Origin of the sequence: Streptomyces sp. BK340 (assembly GCF_007827595.1) — a bacterium.
GTDB lineage: Bacteria > Actinomycetota > Actinomycetes > Streptomycetales > Streptomycetaceae > Streptomyces.
In genome coordinates, this window is the sequence record NZ_VISR01000011.1 from 128925 (window position 1) to 144251 (window position 15327).

Sequence of the window (15327 nt, forward strand, 5' to 3'; positions counted from 1 at the left end):
TGCAGCGTAACCCAGGGACTGTAGGGACCGAACTTCCCAATTATGAGCTGCACTCAGTGATGTTGTCTCACGCGCCCGCGGATACGTACCTAGAGTCTTCTAGCGGCTTCATAATTAGGATTTTGAGTCCCTACAGTCCCTGCCCAAGGGAGGGCATGTACCCTGACCTGCGGAAACAAGCAGGGACCCAATCGCAGACTGCAAGGGCTGGAATAGTCCCTGAACCCTGGTTCTCCTCGCCTCGTCTCCTCAGGATCTCCGGTCCCCCAGTCCGGCGGGGCAGCTGGTCGAGGCCCGCGTCGGGGCTCCATGCAACTACCTCGCCCTAGGGACCCCAATGGGTTTCTTCCTCATGAGGGCTTGCCAAGCAGTACTTCGGGGAGCACGACTCCCCCCGCCGGCTGGCCTCACCAGAGCCACGGCGTTTTGGGTGGGTGCCAGCCAACGACGCTGATCGGCTGGCACCCTACAAAAGTGGCCCTTGCCTCTCCCAGCGAGGTCTTTCTTCCGCGAGTACGACCTGTCCTCCAGCCTCTACCGTGTCTGCCGAGCGCGGCTCACTGCCCCTAGGTGTGCTGTCCCGGGACGTTGGTGACACGCGGGCTGGGTGCTTGAACGAGTGAGGGCCTTCTGGGTTCGGTGTGGATTGCGACATCTACGCCTGACCGCAGGAGGCCCTCATGTCCCACCGTAATGCCCCGCTGACGCCGACCGGCAGGCTGCGTCTGGCCTGGTGTGTCGTGGACGACGGCTGGCCGCTGCGTCGGCCGCGGAACGCTTCCAGGTCAGCCACACCGCCGCCGCACGCTGGGCCGGCCGATACCGGCTGTCGGGCGCCGAGGGCATGCACGACCGTTCCAGCCGCCCGCACCACCAGCCACGCCGCACCCCGCCCGCGATCGAGGCGCACGTCGCCCGTCTGCGCCGCGAACACCAGATCGGACCAGTCCGCCTGGCAGCCCGCTGCAACGTCGCCGCGTCCACCGCCCATCGCATCCTGGTCCGACACCAGCTGCCCGTCCTGGCCGCCTGCGACCGTGCCACCGGTGAACCAGTCCGCCGCTACGAACGCCCCCGGCCCGGCGAACTGGTCCACATCGACGTCAAGAAGCTCGGCCGTATCCCCGACGGCGGCGGGCACCGCACCGGGGGCCGTGCCGAAGGCCGACGCCCCCGCACGGGAACCGGCTACGCCTACCTGCACACCGCGCTGGACGACCCCTCCCGCCTGGCCTACACCGAAGACCTCCCCGACGAGACCGCCCCGACATGCGCTGCGTTCCTCCAGCGGGCCACCGCCTGGTTCGCCGCCCAGGGCATCGCCGTCGAACGTGTCCTGACCGACAACGCCTGGGCCTACAGCAAGAACACCTGGCGGGACACGAGCCGTGAGCTGGGCATCAGCCCTCGCTGGACACGGCCCTGGCGGCCTCAGACCAACGGCAAGGTCGAACGCTTCCACCGCACCCTGCTCGACGAATGGGCCTACCACCGGCCCTGCACCTCAGACACCGAGCGCCAGGCAGCATTCCCCGACTGGCTGGACTGGTACAACTACCACCGACCCCCCACCGGCATCGACGGCCACACACCAGCCAGCCGCGTCACCAACCTGTCCGAACAGCACACCTAGAGCGCCGGCATACCCAGCCGCGTGGACGAGCGCGTGATGGAGTGAACAGGAACGACAAGCCATCCCCACGATGCAACGCCAGGGCATGAGGCGGCACATGACGACAGGGCAGTTGCTCGCCGTGCTGCAGCACCACGGGTCCCCACCAGGCTCATCGGTGTCTGCGAGTCCCAGCCCAGCCCGGGCGGGGTGGGGCCGGGCTGTTCTACCGGAATCTCAATTTTGCTGTGGTCTTCGGTGAACCCGGGGCGCTGGCTGGGCCGTTGTGTCTTTACGGGTGGGCAGGGTGTCCGTCCGTGAGGGGGGCGATCGGTTTCGACTGCTTGTGTGGAGCCTGGAGAAGCGTGCCGAGGGATGCGGTGACGGCCTCGTGAATCTGAGCACCGTAAACGATGAATGCCGACAATGAGCCGGCCGTGCGTGACACCTACAGCCTTGCTGCCTGAGAGCAGCCGGGTGGTGTGAGCACTGTCAGCCCGGGAAGCCTCCGGCCCGGGATCTGGCATCAGCGAGGAGGATCCACTTCCGGACCCGGCTGCGGGGCCCGGAAGGACACTCCACAGCAGCTGGGCCGACCGGCAGCGGGTCCGCACGACCGCCGGAGGCCGAGAAAAACAGCACGCGGACTGCGCACGGAGAAGAACTGGCAAAGCCCTGCAGGACCCGGGTTCGATTCCCGGCGCCTCCACGTGCGGGCCGGACTGTGGTTTTCTGGCGATTCCCACAGTCTGGCCCGCGTTCTACTTCCCGGCGACAGGCGCATCTGAACTCACGCTTCATCGCACACAGGGCGCCCCCACGGGCACGTCTTGTCAGGGAGGCGCCCCAAGGCGCGCCTTCTCTCGGCCAGGCAAGCGCTGGATGAGCGCTTCGATGTCCTGCTGGCATTGTCAGGGCCACGCCCGTTGGGAAAGTCCCTCGATCGCGGGGGACCGGTCAGTGGCGAGTCGCATTTCTCAGTCATTCTGGCGACCCTCTTCGTCTTCGCTAGGAGCAGGCGCAACATCCCGGTTCTGGATGATGTCGCGTGCAGGGTCAGCCGAGCCGTCGAGGGGTGATCGCCGCGGTGGTTGGGGCACTGGCCTGGAGCCGGTATCGGGAGCCGTGACAGCGGCCGCATTGACAGGTTTGGCTATCGGCGTTAGCTTCCGGCTAACAAAGTTAGCCAGGCTGGAGTCGTCATGACCGAATACCTTGCCGTTGATGGCGGCACTATCGCCTACGAGGTGGCGGGGTCCGGCCCGCTGATCGTTCTCGCGCACGGCATGGGCGATAGCCGTGCCGCCTATCGTGCCGTGATCCCCCCGCTGGTGGCGGCGGGCTATCGGGTCGCAGCGGTCGATCTGCGTGGTTGCGGCGAGTCCAGCGTCGGCTGGCCGGCCTGGAGCCGTACCGCCATCGCCGGCGATCTGCTCACCGTGATCCGCCACCTGGGCGGCCCAGCCGTGCTCGTCGGCCACTCCATCTCCGGCGGCGCCGCCACCATCGCGGCAGCTCAGGAGCCCTCACTGATCAACGCGATTATCGAGCTGGCGCCATTCACCCGCAAGCAGTCGATCCGCCTCGGCGACCTGCGGGTCCAGCGCTTCCGGCGAGGCATGCTACGGCTGCTCGGCGCGGGTGCGTTCGGCAGCGTGCCGCTCTGGCGCTCGTACCTCGACGTGGCTTACCCCGGCGTGAAGCCGGCCGACTGGGCCGAGAGGCTCGGCCGCATCGACGCCCTGCTGCGCGAGCCGGGCCGGATGAAGGCCCTGCAAGGGATGGGCCGCAGCGCACCGACCGACGCCGGTGCGCATCTCACGGGCGTCCGCTGCCCGGTCCTGGTTGTGATGGGCACGCATGACCCCGACTGGGCCGACCCGCACGCCGAGGGTTCGGCGATCGTCGATGCCCTGCCGTCCGGCCTCGGCCACCTTGGGGTGATCGAGGGCGCCGGGCACTATCCGCACGACCAGTTCCCCGAAAAGGTTGTTTCGCTCATGCTCGCCTTCCTCCGGTCGGAGGCCGATCATGCCTAGAGTCGGCCTGGACCCAGCGGCCGTGGTCGCAGCAGCTGCCGCCCTGGCCGACGAGGTGGGCCTTGCCCACATGACGATGGGTTTGCTGGCCGAGCGGGTGGGCGTGCGCAGCCCGTCCCTTTACAAGCACGTGGGTGGCCAGGAAGACCTCAACCGGCGCATCGCGGCCCTGGCGTTGAACGAGGCCGCCGACGCCGTCTGCGGTGCGGTACAGGGATACGCGGGCGGCGACGCCCTTGAGCTCGCGGCGCGCGCCCTGCGCGCCTTCGTCATTCAGCACCCCGGCCGGTACGCCGCGACGATCGGCGTGGAACCATCCGGCCCGGACGATCCGCTCGCCATCGCGGGCCAGCGGCTGCTCGACTCGTTCACGGTGGTTCTGAACGGCTACGAGATCGCAGAGTCCGACGTAGACCACGCCCTGCGCACGCTCCGCAGCCTGTGCCACGGCTTCGTCACGTTGCAGGCGGCCAACGCCTTCCAGCGGAGCGCCGACATCGACAAGAGCTTCGACTGGCTGATCGCCTTCGCGGACCGCGGCCTGCGCGCTGAGTGAACTGCTGCGGTGCCCCCCGCTGGTGTGCCAGCCGACCGTGGTCAACCTCAGCGGCACTCCCTGTACGCCACTAGGGCATATATCGAATGTCAGCCACGTCCCGGTCACGCTGCTTTCGCGTCCTCACTGGCCAGGAACGGATGCAGCAGCGTGAGCAGGGCGTGCGGCCGGTGCAGCGGGATGATGTGGCCGCAGTCTTCGATGACGTGTCCGGTGAGATGGTCGGTGACCGGGCGGAGTTGGCGTTCCAGCGCAGGACCGACGGGCCGGGCGCCCAGCGCCATCGTTGGCACCGTCAGGGCCGGGTTGCCGCCGGCTATGGCCAGGCCGCCTTATCTCAGTTGGGCGCTAGGTCGGCGAGTGCAGGCTCTGCGGCAGGCGCCTCGAAGTTGCAGGGTGTCTGGGTGCGGTAGGAGTGGCCGAGTTCCGGGCCGAGTCCGAAGTAGTGGCGGAAGTTGTATATGAGGGGGCTCCAGGAGGCGGGGTCGATGTGGTCGGTGCCCGGAACGACGATGCGGGAGTCGGCGTGTACCTTGCACACGACGGCCTCGACGATGACGAAGTTCCAGGAGACGTCCGGCTGCACCCGCTCGGCACGGGCCTCCAATTGGATCGGGCATCCGGCGACGCGAGGCGGCCGGACCAAGTGGGAGGGCTCGCTGGTCAGGCCTGCGGCGGCGAATTTGTCCGGCTCGAAGCGGCAGTCCTTGGGCTTGCTGGAGGGCACCGGATTCCGTCCGGTCAGTGGCGCCAGCCGTTCTACAGCCGGCCACTGGGCGGGGGCTGGCAGGCTGATGACCAGGTCGGGGTGGCTGCCGAGGTTGTACGCGGTCTGCCCCTCACGGCCCAGTCCGATCACAACCGTCTTCCCGAGGGCCCATGCGGATGATATCGGGGCAAGGTTGAACGTGCCGTCCTGATTCTGTGTCGATAGGAGCACCACTGGTGTCCCGAAGTACAGGATGCTCGGCTCGATCTCCAGGTGGGTGGTGGCGCCTGTCTGCACGGGCAGGATGCTGGGAGATGCCGTGTTCATGGTGGGAAGCCTAGAGTCCGGATATTTCGGCCAGGGCCGAAGTGTCACAGGGACGATGGACCGCATGGACATGCAGCGCACGCATGTAGCCGGTCCGGAACCTGGCTGCCCTGGCGACGCTTCTGGCTGATGGTACGTGGGCAGGCTTTCGTCTGGCCCTGCGTGGCGGCCGGGCTTGGACAGCACACCCCTCGGCCGACAGGCACTCCGCGACCATCTCGGCTTGTCCGATGAACTTCGTACTCTGAAATGAGCGGAGCGCGCTGCTGCGTTACCACCGCACCGAGGACGGCACGCGCACCGACCCGCTCGCCGTCGCTCTCCCGGACGGGCTCGGCCCGATGGTTCCCTGCCATCGCTCTGCCTCCGTGGCGCTGGAACGGTGGCTGGCTGGAGACGGCCTCGCTCCGCCAGACGCCACCGTTTGAGGTTCCCCCGCAGTGCGGGAGTGGCTGACTAGCTGGTCAGAGCGGGTTGACGTGGTTTCAGGTTCACTTGTTCGGTCGCTGCCTGGTCGGCGTAGTGCTTCTCCTCGTACTCGATCGGGCTGAGGTAGCCGAGCCGTTTCTGGATGCGGCGGGGGTTGTAGAAGCCGTCGATGTACTCGAAGAGCGCGAGGTTTGCTTCGCCCCTGGTGGCGAAGACGCGGCCGCGGATGCATTCGGTCTTGATGACTATCCACAGGTTCTCCGCCAGGGCATTGTCGAATGAGTCGCCGACCGAGCCCATGGACGCCTGAATACCGGCCCTGACCAGGCGTGTTGTGAGCTTCACGGACGTGTATTGACAGCCGTGGCCGGCGTGGTGAACGAGCTCGCCGGGGGCGACTTCGCGGCTGGCCAGGGCATACTCCAGCGAGGTGAGGACCAGGTCCGCGTCTGCGCGGGCGGAGGTCTCCCAGGCCACAACCCGGCGGGAGAACGCGTCGCGGATCGCGGACAGCCACAGCGGCCCCTCCCCGGTGGGGATCATGGTCAGGCCGGTGACCCACAGCCGGTTCGGCCCGTTCGCTGTGAAGTCGCGTTGCACGAGGTCAGGGGCCAGATCGGCGTTCGGGTCACGCCGAGTGAAGCCCTTGCCCCGGCGAGGGCTGATCCCGGCCAGGCCGGCCTGGCGCATGAGCCGCTCGACGCGCTTGCGGCCGACGTGGACGCCCTCACGCTTGAGGACAGCGTGCACCCGGGGTGAGCCGTAGATCCCGCCGGACTCGTCGTGTACCTGCCGGATCCTGCCCGTCAGCTCGGCATCCCGACGGCGCCGTTCGCACGGCTCGGTCTCGGCCCGGCGCCAGCGGTAGTAGGTGGAGGAGGGGATATTCAGTTCCCGGAGTACGGGCTCGACCCCCAGATGCGGGTGCTCGTCAACGAGCGCCGTCACCTGGGCCGGGTCGGGTCGAGCTGGGCCGCGAAAAAAGCCGAGGCCGTCCGCAGGACCTCATTCGCACGCTTGAGCTGGGCATTCTCCTTGCGTAGGGCGGCAAGCTCCTCACGCTCGGCGGTGGTGAGCAGGTCGCCTCGCTCGCCGGCATCGGCTTCGGCCTGGCGAATCCAGTTGCGCAGGGCCTCGTGGTGCACGCCGAGTTCCTCGGCCATGCGGCGGATCACGGGCTTCGGCTCGGAAGCGCGGCACATCCGCACCGCACGCTCACGCAACTCCAGCGGGTACTTCCTATCATCAGAGCTCCTCTCGTGAGCCCCATCTGACCTGCTGTCACCTCTCCCCGCATCTCGGGGGAACCTCAGACTGAGGACGAAGGCACAGGCTGATGTGAGTCGCTGTGGTGAAACTGCAGCTCAGCAGGCATCTGGACCCTCCTATCAGCGACCGAAGCGACTCAACGACGGACACAGACTAGCGAACATGGCGAGTCTGTTTGTGGAGCGGCTGCGGAACGGTCTCGCAACCGTGTCGAGGCCCTGGCCCTGCCCAGGGGCTGCCAGCGACTGGGCGCGAGGGGTAGCTACTGAAGGCTCTTCAGTAGCTACCTGTCATGCACAGGGAAAATGCCAGTTCAAGAGGGGTGTAGTGATCCTTGCAGCGACTGAAGCGACTGAAGCTCGCTATATATGACGCACGCAAACACACGCTAGGTAGCTCATATATGGAGCACTTCAGTCGCTTCAGTCGCTGAGGAACGGTGGCACCGGCTCTGACCTGCGCTTTTCTGTACGCTTGTGGCAGCGACTCAAAGTCGCACAGTCGCTGGTGCTTCAGTCGCTCCCGCCGGACCCCCAAGCGACCAAAGCGACTGAAGCGACCGATCGCCCAGCAAGCCGGCGCCGCTGTCCCCGCTCGTATCCTCGCCACCGGGGAATCCCACCCCACAGACCTACTGCCTCTCGGGCTGCGTGTAGGCAGCAGTGCCCGACGCAGAGCCGATGACGCAATCAGCAAGCAGTGACTGGCGAGGGCACCGGTGGCGACCTTGGTGACGATTCGGTGGCCAGGAGGCTGAGTCCACCAATATGTCTGGTTGGCAGCGACCGAAGCGACCGAGCCCAGAACTCAAGGCGGCGGCACCAGTCGCTCCGAGCTTCTTGGGCCTCCCTCGAGCCCTGGGGTACTTCTACAGCGACTGAAGCGACTGAAGCCCGAGCACTGAACTTGCGGCAAGCCTTCCGGCGACCGTCTCGAGGGCACTGCGCCGCGCGATCACTGGAGATGAGGATTCGCGGCCTCGCGAGCAGTCCAGGACCGGCGGGTGGACCACTCTCTCCGCTCCCTGAAACCATATTCGTGGCTCTTCAATGGGCCCTGGCCTTCGGGTCCGAAATGACTCCCCCCTTGTTGGTCAGGTTGAGCTTGCAGAGTCCGTCAATCCGTGACGGTTCTTGATTGTTGCGGTTGGAGGTCATCATGCGGTAAGTGCCCGGGGGCGGACTGACACCCAAGGAGCAAGGGAAGCGGGAGCGGGTGCCCCTTTGGGCGACGGACCGGTTCGCTCGATGGGATCGGCGTTGATCGACAAGGGTCGCCAAGATCCTCAATGGGGTCCTGGTCACTGCTTGAGTAGATTCGATCACTATCGTTCTCTAAAATGTGCATTTGTGGCATTCAGTCGTGGATCGGGGCAGAGGTGCGCATCATGCGGAAATGAGTTGCCTCATCAAGCTGACGGTATTCGGCACTCTGTTCCTCGCCGGGCTGTGCGCCCTGCTGTTCGTGGTGTTTCCTTCAAGGGCAGAGCCTGGACCGGGCGGAGAAGGTGACCTCGGTGATCTGGGGCCTTGTCGCCATGGTCACGAGCGTGGTCGGGCTAATGTTCCGGCGGCCGACCCCGCCGCCGGCGTGATGCGGCCCTTGTCCGTCACGGGACTCGGGGGGTCGCCGTCGGCGGCAATGTGGGCGGTGACGGCGACGGAGGTGTCCGGCATGGCGGCGTCCCAGTATGCGGCCAGTTCCGGCACGGACGCCGCCGCAGCGCCGGGACCCGCGCTGGTCAGGGCAAATGTCACCGGGCACGTACGCATCAAGGTCGACGGCCGGTGTCGACGTCGCCCTGGGTGGGACCAAGGAGCGGCGTCATGACGTCCGTTCGGCACCGCTGGTTCTGGAGGGGCGCCCCCGAGATCAACGGGGACGTCCGTGACGTCAACACGACCATCAACCTGCGCTCCAGCCGCGCCCAGGACAGGACGAGGCGGCGGCACTGGCGGTGAAAAGGTTCCGCGCGGAACTCACCGCCAACAACCTGCGCACGTACCTGAACTCGGTCGACGATCCGGCGCCGATGGTCGTCCGCTGGAGCCTGCTTCAGGGGAGCGGCGTCGACCGGTGGGTCAACGTCATCACGCCTTCCGGGAAGGCCGTGTCAGACCCTCGGGTTGCTGAGGCCGAGCCTCCCGCCGCACTGAACGACCTCGTCGACCCCTTACGGCTGTACGACGCGGTGCCGTCGCGGCGGCTGCTGGTCGTCGGGGCGGCGGGCAGTGGGAAGAGCGTGTTCGCCGCCGCTTGGCGCATGCGCTGCTGGGGCGGATGGATGACGTCATTCCGGTCGTGGTGCCGTCGGCAACTGGGACCCGGAACGGGAATCGTTGGGAGACTGGTTGGTCAGGTGGTTGCACGAGTCCTACAGCAAGCTGAGCCAGCCCGCGTCGGCCGGCGGTGGCACCCTCGCCCAGTGGCTGATGGCGCAGGGCCGGCTCCTGCCCGTTCTGGACGGGCTCGATGAGATGCACGAGGATTTCCAGGAGGAAGCGTTCGCGGAGCTGAATCGCGAGCCGGGACGTCCCCTGGTCGTGGCCATGCGCGAGTCCGCGTTCCGGGAGGTCACCGTCGATGGGAGCGTGCTGCGGGCGGCAGCCGTCGTCAGTCTGCATCCGCTCGAGCCCACGGACGTGGCCGCCTATCTGGCCCGTGCACCGGTCGAGTGGGGCACCGTTCTCCGGCGACTCTGCGAGGATGACCAGGGCGCCAGGCACTTGCGCGGTGTCCTGACCAACCCGCTGATGGCTGCCCTGGCCCACCGCGCCTACGGACCCAAGGGGGGGGGCAGGAATCCGGCGGAGCTGCTGGAGGACGGCCGGCCGTCCGAGGTCCCAGCCGTCGAAACCTCCTGCTGGACGGCTTCGTACCCGCCAGCTACCCGACGCGCCCGCCCCGGAAGTTCCAGGGCGAGAAGTCCGTACGGTACCGCGCGGAACAGGCGGAGAAGTGACTCGCTCGCCTGGGCGCGGACATGAACGCCCTCGGCACCCGCGACCTCGCCTGGTGGCGCCCTGAGGAGACCGTCCCACTCCGCGTTCAGGCGCGGATCTTCTACGCTGTCCTGATCGTTTGGGAGTTCTGTGGGGCGGGGCCAGCGGCGTGTTCATGCCGGCGGGGCCGGCCGACGGGCCCTGTTCGGAGCCGCGGCGGGTTCGCTGATGAGCCTGATCTATCCGTTCTTCGCCAGGGAGCGGCGGGAACTCGGCCGGTTTCGGCTGCGCCCGAAACTCGTTGACCTGGAGCGTGCGGTGGCGGCTTGCGGCGTGTATACACCGCTGGGAGCCATCCCCGGGCTTCTGTTCGGCGGAGTCCGTGCCTCTCTCATCACCGCCGCGGCCACCTTCGTCGGCCTCTTCTTCATGCACGCCTTCTTCACGGCCAGCAACCAGCACGAGGCCAGAACCCTGGCCCACCTCCTGGCGCGCAGCCGCACCATCACGATGACCTTCTGGTTGGCGACCTGCGTCGCCGTCTACACGGGAGAGGTCTTCCTCGGCCAGATGGGGGTGGGCATGGGCCCGGTCGCGGTGCTGCCCCTGACCCTCGCGGGCACGGCCTGGAGACGATGGGTGCTGTTCGCCCGGCTGTGGTTGCCGCTGCACGGTCAGCTCCCCTAGCGGGTGAACACCTTCTTGGCCGACGCCGCCCGACGCGGCGTTCTCCGCCAGGCCGGGGCGGTGTACCAGTTCCGGCACGCCCGGCTGGCGCGGTTGGGGCGCCCGCCCGTGGATACTCAGGCTGAACTCGTGGAGTCCGATGATCCGGTCGCGTCTTAGTCCATGATCAGGCCAGCCGGTGGGAGGCAGCCGTCGATCAGGTGAGGCCGGTACTGGATCTTCTTCAGTTTCCGCTTGATCACCCGGGTCAGGTGGGCCAGGTCGGCCGCGGCGATGTCGGCCAGGTGCCGCTTGAGGTGCGACCAGATCCCCTCTGCCAGCCTCAACTCCGGAGTGTAGGAGAGTATCTGGAAGATGCGTAATCAGCCCTTGTGCTCCTCTGCGAAGTCCGCCAGCTCCTTGACCAGGTGCACGTTCAGATTGTCCCAGCACCACACCACTGGGGTACCGAGCTGGATGTGGGGCATGACGATCAGATCGCGGTACTGGCGCCACGAGAACGCCTTCGCCTCGCCCCGGCGGCCGTGCCAGATGTGCAGCTTGAAGAAGAAGCGGGGCCGGTGCCCGGTGCGGTAGCAGACTACGCCGGCGATGTTGACCCGGCCGGTCGTGCGGCCGCGCACCCGCACCACCGGCCGGGCTCCGCGCGGGGCACAGGTGCGTCCTTTCGGCGGCCTCAGCCCCTGGCCGGTCTCCTCCTAGAAGCAGATGTGGGCGCCCAGGTGGGCCGCGGTCCTTTTACCTGCTGCCACACCTCGGCCTTCCGCACCTGGATCGCCTCGTCGTCGCGCTCCTGGGCGCGCGCCACGGGTATTTAGGCGCTCCAACGGTGCCGGCGCAGCAGCATCCACATGCCCTGGATGATGTAGCCGACGTGGAACATCCGCCCAATCAGCAGCTTGACCCGCTTCAGCATCCAGCCCTGGAACTCGTCGTCGAAGCCGTACGCGAGCGGACCACGCCATAACTCCCGCTCCAGCCGCCTCCACTGCGCAGGCCTCGGCCGCTCCACCGACGTCGGCCCCGCTGAACTACGGATCGCCTCTCACCGCGCCTGGAGCCACCGATCTCGTGAGCAGACCGAGGGCCGTGTGGGCCGCTGGGGTCACGAACGGCTCGTCGGATGCAGGGCCAGCGATCCCCTCCATAAGGAGAGGCGTGCCCCGCACGACTGACGACCGCAGCGCGCCCTCGGCTGAGAGGACGAACACAACACGATGGCCGCCACCCGCTACAGCGACCGGCACACACTTACCCGCAAAAGGGCCGACCACCTCGACGCGATGATGCTCGCGAACATCCTGCGAGGCATTGCTTTAACCGCATGCTCGGCTGCCTTCACAGCAGCCTCACCAAGCACACCCCCCCTGCGACGAACTCCGCGTTTCCCACCCGCGCCAGCCCCACAACTCACCACCGCCGCTTGACAGATCAACTGCATCGGATGCCTCTTTCGAAGGTCCCGACCTAATTGGGGTGCATGGCGGTGACGGCAGGCCGGAGGACGTCTGGTTCTGACCCGGAGCTCCTCCTACTTCATTGAGGCTGTGCGCAACCGGCCCTCTGGTTCCAGCACCTTGTGATCACCCGCTGGGTAGGTGAAGGGCCTGCGAGGGGCCAACGCCGGGGCCGTACTGCGCAAGCTGACTCCGATCGTTCGCGACTGGGAGGCTTGCTACCGAGGGGCGTGTTCCACGAAGACGTTCGTGTCGATAGGGCGACGTCGAAGTCGACGACCTTGTCGTCAAGGAAACGGAAGATCGCCTGCACATCGGTAGTCGGCCAGATCCGCAAGTTCGGACACTCGGCATCCATTGGGCGGGACAGCACGAACTCCGCCCGGGGCACCGGAAGTACTGTTGCTCCCTCCGAGTGCTGGCGCTTTCAGCCCTTACGCGCCACAAGATCGAGAACCGGCCGCCAGTGCTCCACCTACGTATTCGGGACGCGTACGTCCGGCAACGGCCCCATCGAGTCCGGGCCGAAGAAGCACTTCACGTCATCCCACAGCAGATCGGTCACCCCGTCACACTGCCGGGCTCGCTGCTCACCGCACCCCGATTCCCCTTGACCAAAGGCATAGGGGCAGGCACCCCCTCGCCCCTCCCCCGCTCTGTAGGCGGCTGCTCCCCGCGCGTGCGGAGATGGTGCCGTGGCTGTCGCCCAGGGCCAGGACGGCCCCAGGTGCGCGATGAAGAAGTCGCGTGGGTGGAGCGGTCGCTGTGCCCATCGACGCGTCGCCAGCCAAACGGTCAGCACGGTGAACGTCGCCTCCTCCGCACCGGAGTCGAGTGCGTTGGCGTCCTTTCACCTGTGACACGAAGGGAGGACAGTGGATGACGCCGGAGGGCCCCAGTGCCAGGTGCTGCCGTAGGTGTCCCACCTGCCGCACCGTCTCTTCCAATTGGTGCGCGCGCCGGAGATGCGGGCGACGGCCGCCATAGCTCCCGCGGGCTGCTCTAGTACTTGGTGCGTATTGCGCAGGGCAGCACGGACGGTGTTGACCACCATCGACGGCCCTCCTGCAATGGCGCGGAGACGGGATGGAGGACAGCGGAGCCGTGCTCCATCCCGTCTCCGCTGAGGTGCCCCAGGTCCGCGGAGTGCGCACGGGCCTCAGACGGATTGAGGTCCGTCATGGTGGAGAGTCGAATGCCATAGGCAGGATGCGCACCGGGGGGGGGGCATGTCCGGGCGGCTGGGCGCGGTGCGAAGACCGCTGTGCGCACTGGCTGCGCAATGGCCGGGTTGGCTGCGCAATGCCGCGGTGACCTGCGGTTTTCCGGTTGCGCAGCCGTTGACCCGGATGAGCTCAACGGCTGCGCAGGTGACGAGCGGGGCCCGGCTTCTTACGGCTGTCGCTGCGCGTGATGGCGGGTTAGTGCCTGCCAGCGGCGCTCGTAATCGGCGGATTGCTCTGCGATGTAGTGGGTGGTCAGTGGCTTGTTGTGCTGCGCAGTGATCCCGATGGCTGCGCACTCCTGCGCGATGGCGTCGAGCGGCGGGTTTTCATTGCGCACTCGCTGCTCTGCCCAAAGGCTGTACACGCGGAAGGGCAAGAGGTAGCGGCGGAGGGTGGAGGGGCTGACTGGCTTTCCGCCTCGGCCTGTCATGCCCTTCTTGCCCGCGAGGTAGGTGGAGAGTTGCTCGGCCTTGGGCTCTTGGCCGTACTCGGTTTGGTATTCCGTCCAGGCGAGGTAGTAGCGGTCGACGGTGGTGAGTGCGGGAGGCTCATCGATCGCGGCGTCCCGGCCCGGCGCGTCGTCAATGGTGGCGTTTACCCTGGGGCTGCGTGTCTCCTGGGCAGGCTGCGTGCTGGCGCTGACCGGTACCTCGTCCTGCGTGTCCTCGTTCGAACCGGGTTCGTGAGCAGACACGGGCGCGGCGGATTTAGTGGCTTCCTCCTCGGCAGGCGGCTCTGTGTCAGCGAACTCGCTGTGCTGGATGGTCGCTACAAACCCTTCCAGGTCTTGGCCCGTGATGGGTTGGCCGTTGCCGTTGGTGATCTGGTCCCGCTCGTAGACATACAGGGCAAGGGCGGAAGCGTCGGGGTAGGCCCCGTGCTCCTGCGCGTAGGTGAGCCAGGCGTTGTAGAAGTAGTCGTCCCATGTGAGGTCGTCGTCCGCGTCTGGCACGCCTTGCCGTTCGGTACCTTCTTCGGCTTCGGCTGCGGGCGTGTGGCGCTGCTTGAGAAGCTGCAGTAGGGGGTTGAGCTGCTCCTCGGAGAGCGGTCCGCCGACTGCGGTGGCGATGCCGTACTGGTCTTGGAGCCAGTACGCGAACTGCGCGCTGTCGGGCTCGACGCCGAAGGCGGCGATCCAGTCGTCGTAGGCGGCGGCGAGGCGTTGGCGGCTTTCTGGGCCCGTCGATCCAGTGTCTTGCGATCGCTCGCCGTGCGTGGGGCGCTGCAACTCTTCTGGCTGAGGTTCCACGGTGCCTGGCTGCGTGGCTTCCGGAGCGGTCTCGACGGCAGCTTCGAGTTCGGGAGTTTGCTGCGGTGCCGGAAGCTGGGGCCGTGCAACGGTGAACTGGATCGGTGGCTGTTTGATGCCAGCGGCGGCGAGGCCGGCCGGAGCAGTCTCAGACAGGGGTACGCCGTAGCGTGCGAGACGGAGCGGCATCACCGACTCCACGGGGGCCTTGCGGCGCCAGGCGCGACCGAAGCGGGATCGGAGGCTGGCCTGGTAGACGAGGCGCTCCTGCTCCAGCTTGATGACCTGGTCGTAGGAGCGAAGCTCCCACAGCTTCATCCGACGCCAGAGAAGGAAAGTGGGGAGGGGTGACAGGAGCCAGCGGGTGATCCGGACGCCTTCCATGTGCTTGTCGGCGGTGATGTCGGCGATGCGGCCGATGGCGTGCCGGGCTGCCTCGATTGCTACGACGAAGAGGACCGGGATGACGGCGTGCATGCCGACGCCGAGTGGGTCGGGCCAGGCCGCGGCGCCGTTGAAGGCGATGGTGGCGGCCGTCAGGAGCCAGGCCGTCTGGCGCAGCAGTGGGAAGGGGATGCGGATCCAGGTCAGTAGGAGGTCCAGGGCCAGGAGTACGCAGATGCCGGCGTCGACCCCGATGGGGAAGACGTAGGAGAAGTCTCCGAAGCCCTTTTTGACGGCGAGTGCGCGGACAGCGGTGTAGGAGCCGGCGAAGCCGATTCCGGCGATGATCAACACGCCGGTCACGACCACACTGATCAGGATCCGGTGGGTTCGGGTGAGTACCGGTGGTGCACCGCTTCCTGCCGCAGTCACTACTCTTGT

At 67.0% G+C, this 15327-nt stretch carries 11 protein-coding genes, 1 other RNA gene and 4 pseudogenes; 7 read left to right on the forward strand and 9 right to left on the reverse strand.

Annotated elements, in window-relative coordinates; translation table 11 throughout:
• The first annotated feature begins 680 nt into the window (after positions 1-680).
• The 4 genes and pseudogenes from FB157_RS20840 to FB157_RS20855 all read left to right on the forward strand — a co-directional run bounded on the left by FB157_RS20840 (position 681) and on the right by FB157_RS20855 (position 4207).
• Positions 681-1633, forward strand: a pseudogene (locus FB157_RS20840) (IS481 family transposase).
• A gap of 301 nt (positions 1634-1934) precedes the next feature.
• Positions 1935-2324: a transfer-messenger RNA gene (ssrA, locus tag FB157_RS20845) on the forward strand.
• Positions 2325-2814: 490 nt separating this feature from the next.
• Positions 2815-3651: an alpha/beta fold hydrolase gene (locus FB157_RS20850; protein WP_145881880.1), complete on the forward strand. Its 837-nt coding sequence runs from the start codon at positions 2815-2817 to the stop codon at positions 3649-3651.
• 22 nt (positions 3652-3673) lie between these two features.
• Positions 3674-4207: a TetR-like C-terminal domain-containing protein gene (locus FB157_RS20855; RefSeq protein WP_145881883.1), complete on the forward strand. Its 534-nt coding sequence runs from the start codon at positions 3674-3676 to the stop codon at positions 4205-4207.
• A gap of 104 nt (positions 4208-4311) precedes the next feature.
• On the opposite strand, the pseudogene FB157_RS20860 reads toward FB157_RS20855, so the two are convergent.
• The 4 genes and pseudogenes from FB157_RS20860 to FB157_RS20880 form a co-directional block, all read right to left on the reverse strand.
• Positions 4312-4506: pseudogene (locus FB157_RS20860) on the reverse strand (alpha/beta hydrolase); the annotation flags it as partial.
• Between the two features lie 38 nt (positions 4507-4544).
• Positions 4545-5243, reverse strand: a complete 699-nt coding sequence (locus tag FB157_RS20865; protein WP_145881885.1) for a flavin reductase family protein — start codon at positions 5241-5243, stop codon at positions 4545-4547.
• A gap of 456 nt (positions 5244-5699) precedes the next feature.
• Positions 5700-6620, reverse strand: a complete 921-nt coding sequence (locus FB157_RS20875; protein WP_145881887.1) for an IS3 family transposase — start codon at positions 6618-6620, stop codon at positions 5700-5702.
• On the reverse strand, positions 6617-6985 hold the full coding sequence (locus FB157_RS20880) for a transposase (RefSeq protein ID WP_315903825.1): 369 nt from the start codon (positions 6983-6985) through the stop codon (positions 6617-6619). The genes FB157_RS20875 and FB157_RS20880 overlap by 4 nt, the downstream gene beginning before the upstream one ends.
• A gap of 1782 nt (positions 6986-8767) precedes the next feature.
• On the opposite strand from FB157_RS20880, the gene FB157_RS48525 reads away from it, so the two are divergent.
• The 3 genes from FB157_RS48525 to FB157_RS49430 all read left to right on the forward strand — a co-directional run bounded on the left by FB157_RS48525 (position 8768) and on the right by FB157_RS49430 (position 10570).
• On the forward strand, positions 8768-8902 hold the full coding sequence (locus tag FB157_RS48525; RefSeq protein ID WP_261386393.1) for a hypothetical protein: 135 nt from the start codon (positions 8768-8770) through the stop codon (positions 8900-8902).
• Positions 8903-9292: 390 nt separating this feature from the next.
• Positions 9293-9928: a hypothetical protein gene (locus FB157_RS20885; protein ID WP_145881891.1), complete on the forward strand. Its 636-nt coding sequence runs from the start codon at positions 9293-9295 to the stop codon at positions 9926-9928.
• A gap of 183 nt (positions 9929-10111) precedes the next feature.
• Positions 10112-10570 carry a hypothetical protein gene (locus FB157_RS49430; RefSeq protein ID WP_186581623.1) on the forward strand — a complete coding sequence of 153 codons (459 nt, stop codon included), beginning with the start codon at positions 10112-10114 and terminating at the stop codon, positions 10568-10570.
• Positions 10571-10725: 155 nt separating this feature from the next.
• On the opposite strand, the gene FB157_RS48535 is transcribed toward FB157_RS49430, so the two are convergent.
• The 5 genes and pseudogenes from FB157_RS48535 to FB157_RS49675 form a co-directional block, all read right to left on the reverse strand.
• Entirely contained in the window at positions 10726-10896 is a 171-nt protein-coding gene (locus FB157_RS48535) for a hypothetical protein (protein ID WP_261386394.1), read from the reverse strand.
• 36 nt (positions 10897-10932) lie between these two features.
• A complete protein-coding gene (locus tag FB157_RS48540; protein ID WP_261386395.1) occupies positions 10933-11202 on the reverse strand; it encodes a hypothetical protein in 270 nt (89 codons plus the stop codon).
• Between the two features lie 182 nt (positions 11203-11384).
• The gene (locus FB157_RS20895) at positions 11385-11582 is read right to left on the reverse strand and encodes a winged helix-turn-helix domain-containing protein (protein ID WP_145881892.1); all 198 of its coding nucleotides are present in this window, start codon (positions 11580-11582) and stop codon (positions 11385-11387) included.
• Between the two features lie 701 nt (positions 11583-12283).
• Positions 12284-12592 (reverse strand): annotated as a pseudogene (locus FB157_RS48545) (hypothetical protein); the annotation flags it as partial.
• 2017 nt (positions 12593-14609) lie between these two features.
• A pseudogene (locus FB157_RS49675) lies at positions 14610-15267 on the reverse strand (DUF2637 domain-containing protein); the annotation flags it as partial.
• Positions 15268-15327: the final 60 nt, after the last annotated feature.

What these genes read in the sequence shown, in the direction of transcription:
- FB157_RS20850 (WP_145881880.1), top strand. Translation starts at nt 2,815, where the DNA reads ATGACCGAATACCTTGCCGTTGATGGCGGCACTATCGCCTACGAGGTG.
- FB157_RS49430 (WP_186581623.1), top strand. Translation starts at nt 10,112, where the DNA reads ATGAGCCTGATCTATCCGTTCTTCGCCAGGGAGCGGCGGGAACTCGGC.
- FB157_RS20865 (WP_145881885.1), bottom strand. Translation starts at nt 5,243, where the DNA reads ATGAACACGGCATCTCCCAGCATCCTGCCCGTGCAGACAGGCGCCACC.
- FB157_RS48525 (WP_261386393.1), top strand. Translation starts at nt 8,768, where the DNA reads ATGACGTCCGTTCGGCACCGCTGGTTCTGGAGGGGCGCCCCCGAGATC.